This window comes from Trabulsiella guamensis ATCC 49490 (assembly GCF_000734965.1).
Classification (GTDB): Bacteria; Pseudomonadota; Gammaproteobacteria; order Enterobacterales; family Enterobacteriaceae; genus Trabulsiella; species Trabulsiella guamensis.
The window spans coordinates 39,217-56,846 of the sequence record NZ_JMTB01000040.1 but is presented as its reverse complement, the minus strand read 5'-3'; the positions used below and the strand labels follow the sequence as shown (position 1 = coordinate 56,846).

Annotated in this window: 16 protein-coding genes; 7 read left to right on the top strand and 9 right to left on the bottom strand. The window is 55.0% G+C overall.

What is annotated here, in order from left to right; all coding sequences use genetic code 11:
* Window positions 1–146 precede the first annotated feature (146 nt).
* Window positions 147–1,700 (top strand): glucans biosynthesis protein MdoG, encoded by a 1,554-nt coding sequence (mdoG, locus tag GTGU_RS04585; RefSeq protein ID WP_038154524.1) that lies wholly within the window; start codon window positions 147–149, stop codon window positions 1,698–1,700.
* On the top strand, window positions 1,693–4,221 hold the full coding sequence (mdoH, locus tag GTGU_RS04580; protein ID WP_038154523.1) for a glucans biosynthesis glucosyltransferase MdoH: 2,529 nt from the start codon (window positions 1,693–1,695) through the stop codon (window positions 4,219–4,221). The genes mdoG and mdoH overlap by 8 nt, the downstream gene beginning before the upstream one ends.
* A 79-nt stretch (window positions 4,222–4,300) precedes the next feature.
* Here mdoH and GTGU_RS04575 read toward each other — a convergent pair whose 3' ends face one another.
* The 3 genes from GTGU_RS04575 to GTGU_RS04565 form a co-directional block, all read right to left on the bottom strand.
* Window positions 4,301–4,675 carry a MysB family protein gene (locus GTGU_RS04575; protein WP_038154522.1) on the bottom strand — a complete coding sequence of 125 codons (375 nt, stop codon included), beginning with the start codon at window positions 4,673–4,675 and terminating at the stop codon, window positions 4,301–4,303.
* A gap of 102 nt (window positions 4,676–4,777) precedes the next feature.
* On the bottom strand, window positions 4,778–6,004 hold the full coding sequence (mdtG, locus tag GTGU_RS04570) for a multidrug efflux MFS transporter MdtG (protein ID WP_038154521.1): 1,227 nt from the start codon (window positions 6,002–6,004) through the stop codon (window positions 4,778–4,780).
* 145 nt (window positions 6,005–6,149) lie between these two features.
* Window positions 6,150–7,070, bottom strand: a complete 921-nt coding sequence (locus GTGU_RS04565; RefSeq protein WP_038154520.1) for a Kdo(2)-lipid IV(A) acyltransferase — start codon at window positions 7,068–7,070, stop codon at window positions 6,150–6,152.
* A gap of 222 nt (window positions 7,071–7,292) precedes the next feature.
* On the opposite strand from GTGU_RS04565, the gene trhO reads away from it, so the two are divergent.
* Window positions 7,293–8,342, top strand: coding sequence for an oxygen-dependent tRNA uridine(34) hydroxylase TrhO (gene trhO, locus GTGU_RS04560; RefSeq protein ID WP_038154519.1), 1,050 nt, complete (start codon window positions 7,293–7,295; stop codon window positions 8,340–8,342).
* A 24-nt stretch (window positions 8,343–8,366) separates the two neighbouring features.
* Here trhO and solA read toward each other — a convergent pair whose 3' ends face one another.
* The 6 genes from solA to mdtH form a co-directional block, all read right to left on the bottom strand.
* Window positions 8,367–9,485, bottom strand: coding sequence for an N-methyl-L-tryptophan oxidase (solA, locus tag GTGU_RS04555; RefSeq protein ID WP_038154518.1), 1,119 nt, complete (start codon window positions 9,483–9,485; stop codon window positions 8,367–8,369).
* Between the two features lie 108 nt (window positions 9,486–9,593).
* Window positions 9,594–9,848, bottom strand: coding sequence for a biofilm formation regulator BssS (gene bssS, locus GTGU_RS04550; RefSeq protein WP_038154517.1), 255 nt, complete (start codon window positions 9,846–9,848; stop codon window positions 9,594–9,596).
* 290 nt (window positions 9,849–10,138) lie between these two features.
* Window positions 10,139–10,384 (bottom strand): DNA damage-inducible protein I, encoded by a 246-nt coding sequence (dinI, locus tag GTGU_RS04545; protein WP_038154516.1) that lies wholly within the window; start codon window positions 10,382–10,384, stop codon window positions 10,139–10,141.
* A gap of 118 nt (window positions 10,385–10,502) precedes the next feature.
* Entirely contained in the window at window positions 10,503–11,549 is a 1,047-nt protein-coding gene (gene pyrC, locus GTGU_RS04540) for a dihydroorotase (RefSeq protein ID WP_038154515.1), read from the bottom strand.
* A gap of 123 nt (window positions 11,550–11,672) precedes the next feature.
* On the bottom strand, window positions 11,673–12,233 hold the full coding sequence (locus GTGU_RS04535; RefSeq protein ID WP_038154514.1) for a lipoprotein: 561 nt from the start codon (window positions 12,231–12,233) through the stop codon (window positions 11,673–11,675).
* A 99-nt stretch (window positions 12,234–12,332) separates the two neighbouring features.
* Complete coding sequence (mdtH, locus tag GTGU_RS04530) at window positions 12,333–13,541, bottom strand: multidrug efflux MFS transporter MdtH (RefSeq protein WP_038154513.1); 1,209 nt, start codon at window positions 13,539–13,541, stop codon at window positions 12,333–12,335.
* A gap of 245 nt (window positions 13,542–13,786) precedes the next feature.
* On the opposite strand from mdtH, the gene rimJ reads away from it, so the two are divergent.
* The 4 genes from rimJ to murJ all read left to right on the top strand — a co-directional run bounded on the left by rimJ (window position 13,787) and on the right by murJ (window position 17,616).
* Window positions 13,787–14,371 (top strand): ribosomal protein S5-alanine N-acetyltransferase, encoded by a 585-nt coding sequence (gene rimJ / locus GTGU_RS04525; RefSeq protein ID WP_038154512.1) that lies wholly within the window; start codon window positions 13,787–13,789, stop codon window positions 14,369–14,371.
* Window positions 14,372–14,396: 25 nt separating this feature from the next.
* A complete protein-coding gene (locus tag GTGU_RS04520; protein ID WP_038154511.1) occupies window positions 14,397–15,044 on the top strand; it encodes a YceH family protein in 648 nt (215 codons plus the stop codon).
* A 2-nt stretch (window positions 15,045–15,046) separates the two neighbouring features.
* Complete coding sequence (locus GTGU_RS04515; protein WP_038154510.1) at window positions 15,047–15,970, top strand: Gfo/Idh/MocA family protein; 924 nt, start codon at window positions 15,047–15,049, stop codon at window positions 15,968–15,970.
* A gap of 110 nt (window positions 15,971–16,080) precedes the next feature.
* Entirely contained in the window at window positions 16,081–17,616 is a 1,536-nt protein-coding gene (murJ, locus tag GTGU_RS04510) for a murein biosynthesis integral membrane protein MurJ (protein ID WP_038154509.1), read from the top strand.
* Window positions 17,617–17,630: the final 14 nt, after the last annotated feature.

The window sequence follows — 17,630 nt, the reverse complement described above, 5'->3', positions numbered from 1 at the left end:
GCAAAGTACAAAAAGGCAGCGGATCAGTGACTAATCCATGCGCCGGCGTGCTGAACCTGACTGGGATTCAGTTGTCGGATTGCTTGAGTTTCCATTAAAATAGATCGGATCGATTTAAGCACACAAAGGGGGAAGTGCTTACTTATATGAAACATACACCACAGATGATGAAACTGCGCTGGATTGGCGCAGCCGTAATGTTATCCCTGTGTACTTCATCTGCATGGGCATTTAGTATTGATGACGTTGCAAAGCAGGCAAAATCACTCGCTGGCAAAGGCTACGAGGCACCAAAAAGCAACCTGCCCTCCGCTTTCCGCGACATGAAATACGCGGACTATCAAAAGATCCAGTTCAACCACGATAAAGCCTACTGGAGCAACATCAAAACCCCGTTCAAATTAGAGTTCTATCATCAGGGGATGTACTTCGATACGCCGGTAACCGTTAATGAAGTGACCGCCACCGCCGTGCGCAAAATTAAATATAGCCCGGATTACTTCAATTTTGGCGATGTCCCGCATGACAAAGATACGGTCAAGGATCTGGGCTTTGCCGGTTTCAAAATCCTCTATCCGATCAACAGCAAAGATAAGAATGATGAGATCGTCAGCATGCTCGGCGCCAGTTATTTCCGGGTGATCGGCCAGGGTCAGGTTTATGGCTTATCCGCGCGTGGGCTCGCCATTGATACCGCGCTGCCGTCGGGCGAAGAGTTTCCGCGTTTTCGCGAGTTCTGGATTGAGCGTCCAAAACCGACCGATAAACGTCTGACCATTTATGCACTGCTGGATTCACCCCGCGCCGCTGGCGCTTACCGTTTTGTCGTGATCCCGGGCCGCGATACCGTGGTCGACGTGCAGTCTAAAATCTATCTGCGTGACAAAGTCGGTAAACTGGGTGTTGCGCCGCTGACCAGTATGTTCCTGTATGGGCCGAACCAGCCGTCGCCGACGACTAACTATCGCCCGGAGATGCATGACTCCAACGGCCTTTCCATCCATGCCGGTAATGGCGAATGGATCTGGCGTCCGCTCAACAACCCGAAACACCTCGCCGTCAGCAGCTATGAAACCGAAAACCCACAGGGTTTTGGTCTGCTGCAGCGTGGTCGTCAGTTCTCGCGTTTTGAAGATCTTGATGACCGCTACGACCTGCGGCCAAGCGCATGGATCACGCCGAAAGGGGACTGGGGTAAAGGTAAAATCGAACTGGTTGAAATTCCAACCAACGATGAAACCAACGACAACGTCGTCGCCTACTGGACGCCTGAGCAATTGCCTGAGGCTGGCAAGGAGATGAACTATAAATACACCATCACCTTCAGTCGTGACGAAGACAAGCTGCATGCGCCGGATAACGCATTCGTGATGCAAACCCGCCGCTCCACCGGTGATGTTAAGCAGGCGAACCTGATCCGTCAGCCAGATGGCACTATCGCTTTTGTCGTTGATTTCACCGGCGCAGACATGAAAAAACTGCCGCAGGATACCCCGGTAACCGCGCAGACCAGCATTGGCGACAATGGCGAAATCGTTGAAAACAGCGTTCGCTATAATCCACTGACCAAAGGCTGGCGCTTAATGCTGCGCGTCAAAGTGAAAGATGCCAAGAAAACCACGGACATGCGCGCCGCGCTGGTCAATGCTGACCAGACGCTGAGCGAAACCTGGAGCTATCAGCTGCCTGCCAATGAATAAGACAACGAAGTACATTGACGCTCTGCCGCTTTCGGATGCAGAAAAAGCCGCGTTGCCCGACACAGATCTTCGTGCCGTTCACGAAGCGCTGGATGCTGACCACCGGACGTTTGCGCGTGACGACGATACTCCCTTAGCGTCGGTTAAAGCGCGTCTCGAACATAGCTGGCCAGACTCGTTAGCGGAAGGTCAACTGATCAAAGACGATGAAGGTCGCGATCAGTTGCAGGCGATGCCAGAAGCGAAACGTTCCTCCATGTTCCCCGACCCATGGCGCACCAACCCGATTGGGCGTTTCTGGGACCGGCTGCGTGGGCGTGACGTTACCCCCCGCTATCTGTCACGTCTTACCAAAGAAGAACAGGCGCGTGAGCAGAAGTGGCGCATGGTCGGTTCGATTCGCCGCTATATTCTGCTGCTGCTAACCCTGGCGCAGACAGTGGTCGCCACCTGGTATATGAAAACCATCCTGCCTTATCAGGGCTGGGCGCTGATTAACCCTGCGGATATGGTAGGCCAGGATCTGTGGGTCTCTTTTATGCAGCTTCTGCCGTATGTGCTGCAAACCGGGATCCTCATCCTCTTCGCCGTGCTGTTTTGCTGGGTATCGGCAGGTTTCTGGACCGCGCTGATGGGCTTTTTGCAATTGCTCATCGGCAAAGATAAATACAGTATTTCGGCCTCCACGACCGGTGATGAGCCGATTAACCCGGAACATCGCACTGCGCTTATCATGCCTATCTGTAACGAGGACGTGAACCGCGTCTTCGCCGGGCTGCGTGCGACCTGGGAGTCAGTCAAAGCCACGGGGCAGTCACAGCATTTCGATGTTTACATCCTGAGCGACAGCTACAACCCCGACATCTGTGTGGCCGAGCAAAAAGCATGGATGGAGCTGATTGCCGAAGTGCAGGGCGAAGGGCAGATCTTCTACCGTCGCCGCCGTCGCCGTGTGAAGCGCAAAAGCGGTAACATCGATGATTTCTGCCGTCGCTGGGGCAGCCAGTACAGCTACATGGTGGTGCTGGATGCCGACTCCGTGATGAGCGGCGAGTGCCTGACCGGGCTGGTGCGTCTGATGGAAGCGAATCCGAATGCCGGGATCATCCAGTCCTCGCCGAAAGCGTCCGGGATGGACACGCTCTATGCGCGCTGTCAGCAATTTGCCACTCGCGTTTACGGCCCGCTGTTCACCGCCGGCCTGCATTTCTGGCAACTGGGGGAATCTCATTACTGGGGGCATAACGCCATTATTCGCGTGAAGCCGTTCATCGAGCACTGCGCGCTGGCACCGCTACCGGGTGAGGGTAACTTTGCTGGCTCTATCCTGTCTCACGACTTCGTGGAAGCTGCGTTGATGCGTCGTGCTGGCTGGGGCGTGTGGATTGCCTACGATCTGCCTGGGTCGTATGAAGAACTGCCGCCAAACCTGCTGGACGAACTCAAGCGTGACCGTCGCTGGTGTCAGGGAAACCTGATGAATTTCCGCCTGTTCCTGGTGAAAGGGATGCACCCGGTGCACCGTGCGGTGTTCCTGACAGGCGTAATGTCCTATCTTTCCGCGCCATTGTGGTTTATGTTCCTCGCACTGTCGACAGCCCTTCAGGTGGTGCATGCGCTCACCGAACCGCAATACTTCCTGCAACCGCGACAACTGTTTCCTGTCTGGCCGCAGTGGCGGCCAGAACTGGCGATTGCGCTGTTTGCCTCCACCATGGTGCTGCTGTTCCTGCCAAAGCTACTCAGTATCATTCTGGTGTGGTGTAAAGGGTCTAAGGAGTATGGCGGCTTTTTCCGCGTGACGATTTCTCTGCTGCTGGAAGTGCTGTTCTCAGTACTGCTGGCGCCGGTGCGTATGCTGTTCCACACCGTGTTCGTGGTCAGCGCGTTTCTCGGCTGGGAAGTGGTCTGGAACTCGCCGCAGCGTGATGATGACTCCACCCCGTGGGGAGAAGCCTTCATGCGCCATGGCTCGCAACTGGTGCTGGGTCTGGTATGGGCGGTGGGGATGGCGTGGCTTGATCTGCGCTTCCTGTTCTGGCTGGCGCCGATCGTCTTCTCGCTGATCCTGTCGCCATTTGTCTCTGTGCTCTCCAGTCGCGCCACCGCCGGTCTGCGCAGCAAGCGCTGGAAGCTGTTCCTGATCCCGGAAGAGTATTCGCCACCACAGGTACTGGAAGATACGGATAAATATCTGTTGATTAACCGCGGGCGTGAGCTGGAGCATGGCTTTATGCATGCGGTATTCAACCCGTCGTTCAACGCGCTGGCGACAGCGATGGCGACGGCCCGTCACCGTGAAAGTCATGTACTGGAGATTGCCCGTGATCGCCACGTTGAACAGGCGCTGAACGAAACGCCAGATAAACTTAATCGTGACCGCCGTCTGGTGCTGTTGAGCGATCCGGTGACGCTGTCGCGTCTGCACTATCGTGTGTGGGCCGCGCCAGAACGATATTCATCCTGGGTAAGCTATTATCAACAGTTAGCGCTGAATCCGCTGGCAGTGAAAACGAAGTAAGCCTCAGGTTAATGAGAATACCGGCAACTGTGCCGGTATTTTTTTCCCTGCAAGAGCGCATCACGGCCCGTATGACTCCTCAGCGTTCATCCCACTCATCGGCCGCCGTCTGGCCTTCTTCGGTATCAAGCGGCGGTTCAAGCTGGAATTCACCTTCATCCCATTCGTGCAGGGTGTTCTCTTCCAGCCACTCCTGGCGAAGTTCGATTTCGTCGTAATCACCGTCAAATACGCTCTGGGCTGCCTCACCGAACAGCACAGGCAGGCACTCGCCATCATCACTTTCTTCGGCTAAGAATTCGGCCTGCCACATGATGTCACCATCTTCCAGCACGTATTTTTGAATATTCAGTTGCTCTATATCAGCATCCTCTTCGTCGAGTTGCGGATTATCGGCGAGGAATTCTTCGCGAGCCGCATCAATAGCTTCTTCGAGCGTGGCATACATAGTCATCTCTTTTCTCCCTGCAGGTTGATGTGGTATTCAGGGAAAGAATAGCTGAAGTTTGCGTTATGCAAGACGAACAGACAAAAAAACGTTCTGATGCGGGAAAGGTTAGCGTTCAGCCATTGCCTTTTGTGCTCGTGGGCGGCGCAGGGTGAGCGTTGAGTAGATAACGTTAAACAGCACCACAGCTGCCGTGACGCAGAAGACGGCGCGAAAGCCGTAGCTGGCGGAAACGGCCGCACCGATGAGCGGCCCGGTGACGTTGCCAATATCGCGAAACGACTGGTTATAGCTGAAAACGCGACCGGCTATTTGATTGGTGGCGTTATACACCAGCAATGTCTGCACAGCCGGCAGCAACGCGCCGTCAGCCGCACCGAGCAGGAAGCGCAAAATCCCGAGCTGCAAAGGGGTTTGCACCATCGCCATCGGAATTAACAGCAACACGGAAACGATCAGCGCGGCAATCAGTATTTTTTCCGGGCCGATACGGTCACCGAGCTTGCCGAGCCGGGGTGCGCTGAGCAGCGCAGCGACGCCCGGGACAGAGGCGATCATCCCGCTGATAAATGCAATATTGCTGATATTCCCGGCGAGATCGCGGACGTACAGTGTCAGAATTGGGGCAATGGAGCCTGTCGCCACCTGAATGATCATGGTGGTAATAAACAGGCTCAGTACCAGCCGTGGGCTCTTCAGTGAGCCAATCACCTCGCGAAAATGAAGCATCTCTTTTTTCGACACCGGGGTAAATTGCTCGCGGATCAGCAGCAGGGTGATCACAAAGCAGACGAACAGCACACTGGCGGTCATAAAGAAGACCGGTCGCAGCCCCCACGTATCCGCCAGCAGTCCACCCGCCAGTGGTCCCAGGAGTGCACCGCTGACAGCGCCTGTCGACAGCGTTCCCAGCGCCCAACCGCTTTTGTTGCGTGGTACCTGAGTGGCAATCAGGGCGTTGGCATTCGGGACAAACCCGCCCAGCAGACCGAGCAGCGCGCGAAGAATAAGTAACTGCCAGACGTTCTGCGCCAGCCCCATCAGCACCATGACAATGGACATTCCCAGCGCTGAACGCAGGAGCATGATTTTACGGCCACGACGATCAGCGAGTCCACCCCAGAAAGGCGAAGCGATGGCAGAGAAAAGAAAAGTGATGCTAAAGACGAGACCGGACCACATGTTCAGCTCGCGCAGGCCCGTCACCCCCAGCTCTTCGACGTAGAGCGGCAGAAAGGGCATGACCAGACTAAAGGCGGCGCCAGTAAGAAAACAACCGAGCCAGGCGACGGCGAGATTGCGTTTCCAGTTAACAGGGGTCTCGGAAGATGGCATAGAAATCCACAGCAGCGCGCAGAGCGGCTGTAATCAGCTGATTAAAAAAGTCCATAGCAGGCTAATTATGCGCCTGCGGAAAGGGTTCTGCAAATCAGAGACATCGGAAAGAGGAGAGACGGCAGCCACGATGGCTGCCGGTGGATCAGTAACGCGAAGGAACGCCTTCAGGGCGGGTCTTGAAACGGCGATGGAGCCACATATATTGCTCAGGCGCCATCAGAATGCACTGTTCAACCACGTGGTTCATCCATGCGGCGGTGGTTTCGGCATCGTCGAGCGGCGGTGAACACTCCGGCGGTAGCATGATCAGTTCATAACCTTTGCCGTCTGCCCGGCGGCGCGGCACAAACGGCACCACGCAGGCTTTCGACATCTTCGCCAGCATCCAGGTGCCGGTCGTCGTGGCGGCCTGCTCAACGGCAAAGAACGGGACAAACACGCTGCTACGCGGACCGTAGTCATGATCCGGCGCGTACCACACCACATCACCGTTTTTCAGCGCTCTGACCATCCCTTTGAGATCTTTGCGGTCCAGCATATCTTTGTTGGAACGCAGGCGCCCCCACGTTTGCAGCAGATCCAGTACCGGGTTGTCGTTAGGGCGATACACGCCGATACCCGGCCAGTTGAGGCCAAACATTCGTGCGCCCATCTCGAGAGTAAGAAAATGAACGCCAATCAGCAGAATGCCTTTTTTCTGCGCTTCCAGTTCACGCAGCGGCTCAAACCCGGTGACTGTCGTCCAGCGGGCGATCCGCCTGTCTGACCAGAACCAGGCCATGCCGGTTTCCATCAAGCCCATCCCCACAGACTCAAAATTCTTCACCACTCGCTGGTGGCGCTCCGTTTCGCTCATATCAGGAAAACAGAGTTCCAGATTGCGGTAAGCGATACGGGCACGGCGCTTCATCAGACGCATCGAAAGCCGGCCCATTGAGGTGCCAACGCGATAAATGACCGGGTAAGGAAGCTGCACCATCAGCCACAATGCGCCAATACCAAGCCAGGTTAACCAATAACGCGGGTGCAGAAGCGCTGCAGAAAATTTGGGTAAGTGGGTCATGTCATTCCTGTCATTACAAACAACTCCCTCTATTGTCGCATTTTTTTTCCGTCAGCCAAAATCCATGCCAGCGGAGTGGGGAGATAACAGACAAATGTTGAGAGTACATATAATAAGGTGAGAGAAATGTAACGCAAATTGTGGGGATGTAAATTGTGATTCTTTGCTATATCATGCCGCCCGACTCATTTATCCCTTATACGATTGCAGGAACCGAACACCATGCCAGTGTTACATAACCGCATTTCGAATGAGGCGTTGAAGGCAAAAATGCTGGCGGAAACTGAGCCGCGCACAACGATCTCGTTCTATAAATATTTCACTATCACCGATCCTAAAGCGACCCGCGACGCACTGTATGTGGCGTTCAGCTCCCTCGGCGTGTTTGGTCGCGTCTATCTCGCGAAAGAAGGGATTAATGCCCAGATAAGCGTACCGGAAAGCCGCGTGGAGGCGTTTCGTGAATTGCTGTACGGTTTTGATCCGGCGCTTGACGGCCTGCGTCTGAACATCGCCCTTGATGACGACGGTAAATCATTCTGGGTACTGCGCATGAAAGTACGTGACCGCATTGTGGCTGATGGTATTGATGACCCGAGCTTCAATGCCAGTGACGTTGGGGAATACCTGAAAGCGGCGGAAGTGAACGCTATGCTGGATGATCCGAACGCCATTTTCATCGATATGCGTAATCACTACGAATACGAAGTCGGTCATTTCGAAAATGCGCTGGAGATCCCCGCTGATACCTTCCGTGAGCAGTTGCCAAAGGCGGTAGAGATGATGCAGGAGCATAAAGACAAGAAAATCGTCATGTATTGCACAGGCGGTATTCGCTGCGAAAAGGCCAGCGCCTGGATGAAGCACAACGGCTTTAACAAGGTCTGGCACATTGAAGGCGGCATCATTGAATACGCCCGTCGCGCCCGTGAACAAGGGTTACCGGTGCGTTTTATTGGTAAAAATTTTGTCTTTGATGAGCGCATGGGCGAACGCATCAGCGACGAGGTGATTGCGCATTGCCATCAGTGTGGCGCGCCGTGTGACACGCATACTAACTGTCTTAATGACGGCTGCCACCTGCTGTTTATACAGTGCCCGGCGTGTGCGGAAAAATTCGAAGGTTGCTGCAGTGAAGCCTGTCAGCAGGAGCATAAGCTGCCGGAAGAAGAACAGCGTCGCCGTCGCGCCGGGCGCGAGAACGGCAACAAGATCTTCAATAAGTCACGCGGACGACTGAATACGAAGCTGGGAATTCCTGATCCGCAGTAAGCGCCTGTCAGCAGGCGCTTTCGCTTAATGGTCAAAGCGTGCGAGCGAGAAGGGCGTCAGGTCGAATTCAGGTGTTGCTCCCCGGGCAAACTGCGCGGCGATTTCACCCAGTACGGTAGCGAACTTAAAGCCGTGACCGCTGAGGCCGGTTATCAGTAGCGTTTCCGGATGGCCGGGCAGGGTGTCGATGATGAAATCCTCGTCCGGCGAATTGTCATAGGTGCAGGACGCGCCATGCAAACAACCCCCGATCCCCGGCAACACATTACGCAGGAAACTGAATGCTTCTGAGCCGTCAGAAGCGACGGTACCAAACGGTTTACGCTCTTCTGCTGAGGTAATGGGTTGCCCGCCGTTGTGTTTTCCGATCTTCAGTTCGTTATCTTCCGCCGGAAAACCGTAATACTGATCGCCGTTTGGCAGTTCGCCGGTAAAGGCCGGGAACTGGTTTTTACTGCTGTAGCGACCGTCGGCCTGGAACCAGGCGAAGACCTTACGCACTGGCTGAAGGGGTAACGCCGGCAGTAGTTTGGTTACCCATGTACCGGCGCTGATCAACAGCTTTCTACCGTGGAAATTCTCTTCTGCCGTTTCTACCATCACGCCGTCAGCCTGATGATGGATGGCGGTGACCGGCACGTTAAACTGCTGCGCCGCACCCGCCTCACGCGCCAGGCGAATCAGGGTTTTGACCGCCAGTTCGCTTTTCAGTACGCCAGAGGCAGATTCAAAAATGCCGTGATAATCGTCAGGCACCCGGATTTCTGGCCAGCGGGACATGATCCCCTGCGCATCCAGTTGCTCAATCGCCAGACCGAACTGCGCTGCGCTCTGCGCGACGTTTGCCAGAAACGGCGAATGAGCCGGACCAAGGTTTATCAACCCGGTTTTCTCGAAAATGGCCTCGCCGCTTTGGGCGGCAAGCTCGTCCCATAACGCCTGCGCCCGCAGTACCAGCGGAACGTACTTTTCACCTTCGCCATAAGCATGGCGGATCAGGCGGGTATCTCCGTGATGACTGCCTTGATCATGGGGCGGGAGATGCGCATCCAGCATCAGAACATTAAGACCCGCACGACGTGCGTAATAACCGGCCGCGGCACCGACGGAACCACTGCCAAGAACAATTAAATCGTATTGCATAGTCTCTTCCAGAAATTCTTTCTTAGCAGAGTAATTAATTATCAGTTGCGATACAACACTGTAAATAATAAAGGCACCCGAAGGTGCCTGTGGAGTTCAGCATCAGGATTAATGCCTGCGGTACTCATCTTTCTGATAATCGCCTGCTTCTATTTTGGCGATGCCCGCTTCCAGAATCGAAATAAACTGGCGGGCGACATCCGTTGTCAGCCACAATGTCTGGCCGATTTCCGCGTCGTTACTGCTCGCTTGAGTGGGGTTTTGGTAGTGTAAGCGCAGCATCAGCGCATCGTAGCTGTCTACGGTGCTGATGTCCCATCCGACGAGGGGATGGGTCTGAATGACTTCATTATTTTTTTCCATCATAACCCCTTATCTACGTGTTAAATGATAACGACTCTCGAGGTTCTGCGTGATTTATCTTTATCTGAAGCAAAGTAAGTATATCAATAAATAATCGATTACTCGAGAAATTAAATAATCTGCAACACAAATTACTTAACGCTGCGCATTTTTGAATGACAAACATCCGATTTGTTCATTATTTTTTAAGTGATTAGCGAATATATCGGAAAGAGATTAAAAATTAAGCAAGGCGGGAAAACAAAAAAGCCGGGGCGACCCGGCAAGACAACACAATGAGAGAGTAATATTTAATCAGTGATGAACCAGTCGTCAGCGCTTTCCCACGTTTCCTGAAGGATTTCGCTGATGCGGTCTTTATCTTCTTTGATGCCGCCGATGACGGAGAGATTATTGTTAGCTGCGTATCGTACGGTGACGTTACCATCGGCGTCAGGGTATTGATTGTTGATGCGGCGGGAGAGTTCTCCAGCCAGCGCGTCTAATGCTCCGGCGGGCAACGGCGTTGTTTTGGCAATCGTCACTTCAATTCGCATAGTCACGTCATCCTTCAGGCTGTTTCCTGGCAGGCGGCTTTCGCCCACCCCCCTTGTATTTATACTGTATATGTATACAGCTAAATAATGTAACTTACAACAGGGGGTTGCGTTTTTTTTATGCCTTTACCGTCCAGCGCACGGTTTCACCGGCGAGGAAAGGAATGAGCGTATCGTCTGGCAGGGCAATGCTGTCCACGACAGTGCTTTCTTTGCGGACCAGTTCAATGACGCCGTCATTCACTGGCAGGTTGTAGAAGCGCGGGCCATTCAACGAGCAGAAAGCTTCGAAGTGTTCGAGCGCGTTCATCTCTTCAAATACGGTGGCGTAACTGCCGAGCGCTGTCGGGGCGTTAAAGCAGCCCGCGCAGCCGCAGCTGGCCTCTTTGCGGTGACGCGCATGCGGGGCAGAATCCGTACCGAGGAAGGCGCGGCTGAACCCACTGGCTACCAGCTCGCGCAGCGCCTGCTGGTGGATATTGCGTTTGAGGATCGGCAGACAATACAGATGCGGACGTACGCCACCCACCAGCATGTGGTTGCGGTTAAACATCAAATGTTGCGGCGTAATGGTGGCGGCAAGACGATCATTGCCGTCGCGAACATATTCCGCGGCATCTTTGGTGGTGATGTGCTCAAAGACCACTTTCAGCCCCTGAAGGCGCTGGCGCAGTGGCTCCATCACCGTATCGATGAAGCGCGCTTCGCGATCGAAAATGTCGATCTCCGCCTGCGTCACTTCGCCATGCACCAGTAGCGGCATCCCCAGTTTTTCCATGCGTTCCAGCACCGGCATGATGGCATCGACGCTGGTTACGCCGTGGCTGGAGTTGGTGGTGGCATTGGCCGGGTAGAGTTTGGCGGCGGTAAATACGCCTTCCTGAAAACCGCGCTCCAGTTCGTTCGGATCCAGCGTGTCGGTCAGGTAGCAGGTCATCAGCGGGGTAAAAACATGCCCGGCGGGAACGGCGTCAAGGATACGCTGGCGATAAGCCATCGCGGCATCCACCGTGGTCACCGGCGGCACCAGGTTCGGCATCACAATCGCGCGACCAAAATGTTCGCTGGTATAAGGCACGACGGTTCTCAACATATCACCATCACGCAGATGAATATGCCAGTCGTCAGGGCGGCGGATTTTTAAAACCTGGGGTTGTGCTGTCATGAGGGGCTCCGGCTGGTTGGTTCAGTCATCAGGCTGCTTTTTGCCGGGCACTAAGGATAAGCGGAAACGTTTTCCTTTGCACTCTTTATCCGAAAAAAAACGGGCGCCTCAGCGCCCGTCAGGTTAATCGGTGAAGGGGATGATGATCTCACCCGGTTTCACTTCAATACCTTTGGCATATTTCTTCGCCAGCGCTTCGCCTTTGCTGGCATCCTCTCGCAGGATATACGCCGGTTGCTGGTTAAAGTAGTTTCGCAGCGACTGATTCAGATAGGGCATCAACGTCTGAACGACGGACTGCATTTTCTCCGGTGCGACTTTCGCATCGACGACTTCCATCTCCTGCAGGAAAATGGCGCCTTTTTCTTTGTTGAAAACCGGCTGCGCTTTGAGTTTCAGGTCGATGGTCGCTTTCTGGTTACCGAACAGCGAGGTCATATCCAGATTCGCAATACCGCTCAGCGTGACTTTGTTGGGATCTTCACGCCCGATGGCACTTGAGAGATTCGTCAGTTGGATGTGGGCATCCGCCACGCCCGGCAAACCAATGTCCTTCGAGAAGTTATTGTGCTTTTGCAGTGCCTGATTAATTTCCTGTTCACTGACGGAATACTGCGTGAGCTGATTACAACCCGCCAGCACGCCACCAACGAGCAGGGCGGCAATAATTAAAATCTTCTTCATGGGGTTCCTCTACATGATGCCAGCGTTCATCCTGACACAAAGCAGCATGGTCTGTCAGCCTTCGGGTGACCAGCGGAAAAAGCTGAATTTGACCGGTGATCAGACTCGCGGCTCCAGCATACCGGACGCCGCGGGTTTCTGACCGAATTGCCACCACAGGGCGATAAAGGTGATAAGCCCGATGATTGCCAGCATCAGCCACGGCAGTTCAGGCTGGTTAAAGGCTTTGCCGGTATCAAACAACCAGCCGCCGCCGGCATAGCCAAAGGCACCGCCGAAAGCCAGCCCCAGACGGCTGAAACCCATGTAGCTGCCGCGAGCGCGGGGATCGGCCAGCTCAGCGCTGAGCGTTTCGCGTGCCGGTTCGGCGATAATCGAACCGATGTAAAAGGTGCAAATCAGAGCAAACAACTGCGAAAGGCTGCTGGTTAGCCCGATGGGCAGCATAGAGAGCGACATCACCACCAGCCCTGCCATCAACCGCTGTTCAAGGCGGAAACGTTTTTCGCTCCAGCGGGCAATGGGGTAGAGCAGCGACAACGATAGTGCTGCTTCAATGGCATACATCCATTTCACTGCCGAGGGTGACCCGGCGATATCATTCACCATAATCGGCAGCATCAGCATGACCTGCACGGCGAGCATATAGTAACCGGTGAGCGTCAGCACGTAGGTGACAAAGCGTTTGTCATGCAGCACACGCGCCAGCCCTTCGCGCACGGGCGTTCTGACTGTGGAGAGTTTCCATGCGGGGAGGTACCAGGCGTTAAACCCGGCGCAGAGAATAAACAACAACGCACCCACACTGCATACCAACCGGAAATCGTACTGCAACAGCCAGCTACCGAGCAGCGCGCCGATCACCGCACCCGCGCTGTCCTGCATCATCAGAATAGAGAAGAAACGTCCACGTTGATGCGGGCGCACCAGTTTAATCACCAGCGCTGTACGCGGTGGGTCAAAGAGGGTGCCGCCGAGCCCGGAAAGAATACAGGAGAGCCAGAGCATCCAGGGCTCCTGCGCCACCGCCATGGCGGCGAAACCGCCTGCACGCATTAGCATCCCGGTGACGATCATCGGCTTTGCGCCGAAACGGTCGGCAATCGCGCCGCCAAACATCCCAAGACCCTGCTGAACAAGCTGACGCAAACCGAGCGCAATGCCCACCATCAGCGCCGCCCAACCTAATTGATCAACAAAACGGATTGAAATCAGAGGAAATACAACAAAAAAGCCGAGAACCACCAGCATATTGTCGATCAACAGGAAATATTTACCCAGGCTCCTTGCCTGCGATACGCGGGACATTTCCCCCCCTGGGAAATAAAAAAAGAGTGCCGTTCTATTCTGCGTGGTTAAGGCTTGTTTTCCCATATTGCTTGCGACAATATTTTTTTATCAAGATACAACTTTGATAGAGGCTTTTAATCGAAAAGCCGATATCGCGCAGAAAAATGGTATGTTGCTGTTTTCACAGAGTGCCTGTGGACAGGTATTATAAGTTAAGGAAGGGTGAAACCTGCGGTCATTGCTTGCGTGAAGGAGTGGGGAGAATGTTTGGCTATCGCAGTAACGTGCCGAAAGTACGCTTAACAACAGACCGACTGGTGGTGCGTCTGGTTCATGAACGTGACGCCTGGCGCCTCGCCGATTATTACGCCGAGAATCGCCAGTTTTTGAAACCCTGGGAACCGGTCCGCGACGACAGCCACTGTTATCCCTCTGGCTGGCAGGCGCGCCTTGGCATGATTAATGAATTTCATAAGCAGGGTTCGGCGTTTTATTTTGCGCTGCTCGATCCGGATGAGAAGGAAGTCATCGGCGTTGCGAATTTTTCCAACGTGGTACGCGGTTCCTTTCATGCCTGTTACCTCGGCTACTCTATCGGGCAAAAATGGCAAGGGCAGGGGCTGATGTTTGAAGCGCTGACCGCCGCGATCCGCTATATGCAACGATCGCAACATATTCATCGCATCATGGCTAACTATATGCCGCATAATCAGCGCAGTGGCGACCTGTTAGCCCGGCTGGGCTTTGAAAAAGAGGGTTACGCCAAAGATTACCTGTTGATTGACGGGCAGTGGCGTGACCATGTGCTGACGGCGCTGACAACGAAGGAATGGACGGCTGGCCGTTAAGCGCCAGCGTCACTGAGGAGAAAGAATGAAGTATCAACTCACCGCTTATGAAGCGCGCGTCATTGGCTGTCTGCTGGAAAAACAGGTCACGACGCCGGAGCAGTATCCTCTGTCGGTTAACGGCGTGGTGACGGCCTGCAATCAAAAAACGAACCGTGAACCGGTGATGAACCTCAGCGATGCGGAAGTGCAGGATCTGCTTGATGCGCTGGTGAAGCGCCACTACCTGCGCACGGTCAGCGGTTTCGGCAACCGGGTTACCAAATACGAGCAGCGTTTTTGTAATTCCGAATTTGGCGATCTGAAGCTGACCGCGGCGGAGGTGGCTATCGTCACCACGCTGCTGCTGCGCGGTGCCCAGACGCCAGGCGAACTGCGCGGTCGCGCGCAGCGCATGTATGAATTCAGCGATATGGCGGAAGTTGAGGCGACGCTGGATGGCCTTGCGTCGCGTGACGATGGCCCGTTTGTCGCGCGTCTGCCACGGGAACCCGGCAAACGGGAAAGCCGCTATATGCATCTGTTCAGCGGCGATATCGAAACGCTGGCGACCGTGGTGGAAGCGGTGGCGCCTGCAGGAGATGATCTGCTTGCCCGTGTCGAAACGCTGGAAGGGGAAGTGGCCGAACTGAAACAGCGCCTGGAATCTTTACTCGCGCACCTGGGAGAATAACGGTGACAGCTAAACTTCGTGTCGGCGTCGTTGGGTTAGGCGGCATTGCGCAAAAAGCGTGGCTGCCGGTGCTCAGCGCCGCAACGAACTGGACCCTGCAGGCGGCCTGGTCCCCCAACAAAGAAAAAGCACTGCGCATCTGCGATACGTACCGTATGCCGTATGCGGATTCGCTTCCCGCGCTGGCGGCCCAGTGTGATGCCGTGTTTGTTCATACCTCGACGGCGACCCATGCGGCAGTGGTCAGCGAACTGCTCAATGCCGGTGTACATGTCTGCGTGGATAAACCGCTGGCGGAAAAACTCACCGATGCCGAGCGACTGGTGGATCTGGCGGCGAAGAAAAAACTCACGCTGATGGTGGGCTTTAACCGTCGTTTTGCGCCGTTGTACCGTGAACTGAAAAACAACCTGTCTGCGGCGGCGTCGCTGCGGATGGACAAACACCGCACCGACAGCGTCGGGCCGCAGGACTGCCACTTCACGTTGCTGGATGATTACCTGCATGTGGTGGATACCGCGCTGTGGCTGGCGGACGGCGCTACCCTGAGCGGTGGCAGTCTGCAGACCACCGATCAAGGCGAGATGCTTTACGCCGAGCATCATTTCAGCCATCCGCAATTGCAGGTCACCACCAGCATGCATCGTCGTGCCGGAAGCCAGCGCGAGTGGGTACAGGCCGTCACCGACGGCGGGCTGTTCAGTGTGACGGATATGCGCGAATGGCGGGAAGAGCGGGGTGCTGGTGTCGTTGAACGTCCGGTACCAGGCTGGCAGAGCACACTCGAACAGCGCGGTTTCGCCGGTTGCGCGCACCATTTTATGGAATGCGTGCAAAATCAGACGGTTCCGCAGACAGCAGGCGAACAGGCCGTGCTGGCGCAGCGCATCGTCGAAAAGATCTGGCAGGATGCCATCAGCGAATAAGACGCTGTAACAACTGGCAGTAGTAATTCACGACGATCCCGGTAGACTATCGCCACTTTCCACGCCTGCACTGCAGGCGTTTTGCTCCAGGGTTGTGGAATATCACTTCAATGAATCTATTAAAATCGCTGGCCGCCGTCAGCTCAATGACCATGTTTTCACGCGTGCTGGGGTTCGCGCGCGATGCCATTGTGGCGAGGGTCTTTGGTGCGGGACTGGCGACAGACGCCTTTTTTGTCGCGTTTAAGTTGCCGAACCTGCTGCGCCGCATTTTTGCCGAAGGCGCGTTTTCACAGGCTTTTGTACCGATCCTCGCCGAATACAAAAGCAAACAGGGTGATGACGCCACTAAAGTCTTCGTCTCTTACGTCTCCGGACTGTTAACGCTGGCGCTGGCGGTGGTCACTATCCTTGGGATGCTGGCCGCGCCGTGGGTCATCACCATTACCGCGCCGGGCTTTGCCAATACGGCGGAGAAATTTGCTCTCACCACGCAACTGTTGCGCATTACTTTCCCCTATATTTTGCTGATCTCACTGGCATCGCTCGCCGGGGCGATCCTCAATACCTGGAACCGTTTCTCAGTACCGGCGTTTGCGCCAACCTTTCTCAACATCAGCATGATCGGTTTTGCGCTGTTTGCCGCGCCGTATTTCAATCCGCCCGTGCTGGCACTGGCGTGGGCGGTGACGGCGGGCGGCATTCTGCAACTGGTTTATCAACTGCCGCACCTGAAAAAAATCGGCATGCTGGTGCTGCCGCGCATTAATTTAAAAGATGCCGGGGCGATGCGGGTGGTGAAGCAAATGGGCCCGGCGATCCTCGGCGTGTCGGTCAGCCAGATCTCGCTTATCATCAACACCATTTTTGCCTCGTTTCTGGTCTCGGGATCGGTATCGTGGATGTATTACGCCGACCGCCTGATGGAGTTTCCTTCCGGTGTGCTGGGCGTGGCGCTGGGGACGATTTTGCTGCCGTCGCTGTCGAAAAGTTTTGCCAGCGGCAACCATGATGAGTATCGCCGTCTGATGGACTGGGGACTGCGCCTTTGTTTTCTGCTCGCGCTGCCAAGCGCCGTGGCGCTGGGGATCCTGGCGAAACCGTTGACGGTATCGCTGTTCCAGTACGGCAAATTTACCGCCTTTGATGCGGCAATGACCCAGCGCGCGCTGGTGGCGTACTCTGTGGGGCTGATGGGGCTAATTGTAGTGAAAGTCCTGGCGCCAGGATTCTATTCCCGCCAGAACATCAAAACCCCGGTGAAAATTGCCATTATTACCCTCATCATGACACAACTGATGAACCTGGCGTTTATCGGCCCGCTGAAACACGCCGGGCTGTCGCTTTCTATTGGTCTGGCGGCCTGTCTGAACGCCAGCCTGCTGTACTGGCAGTTACGTAAACAAAACATCTTTACGCCGATGCCAGGCTGGGGCGCGTTTCTGCTGCGGCTGGTGATCGCCGTCCTGGTGATGTCCGCCGCATTGCTGGGGATGATGCATATGATGCCGGAATGGTCGCAGGGCACGATGCCGTTTCGTTTATTGCGTCTGATGGCCGTGGTGCTGGTGGGTATCGCCGCCTATTTTGCGACGCTGGCGTTGCTGGGCTTTAAACTTAAAGAGTTCACCCGCCGGACGGTATAAACGCCACAACGCCG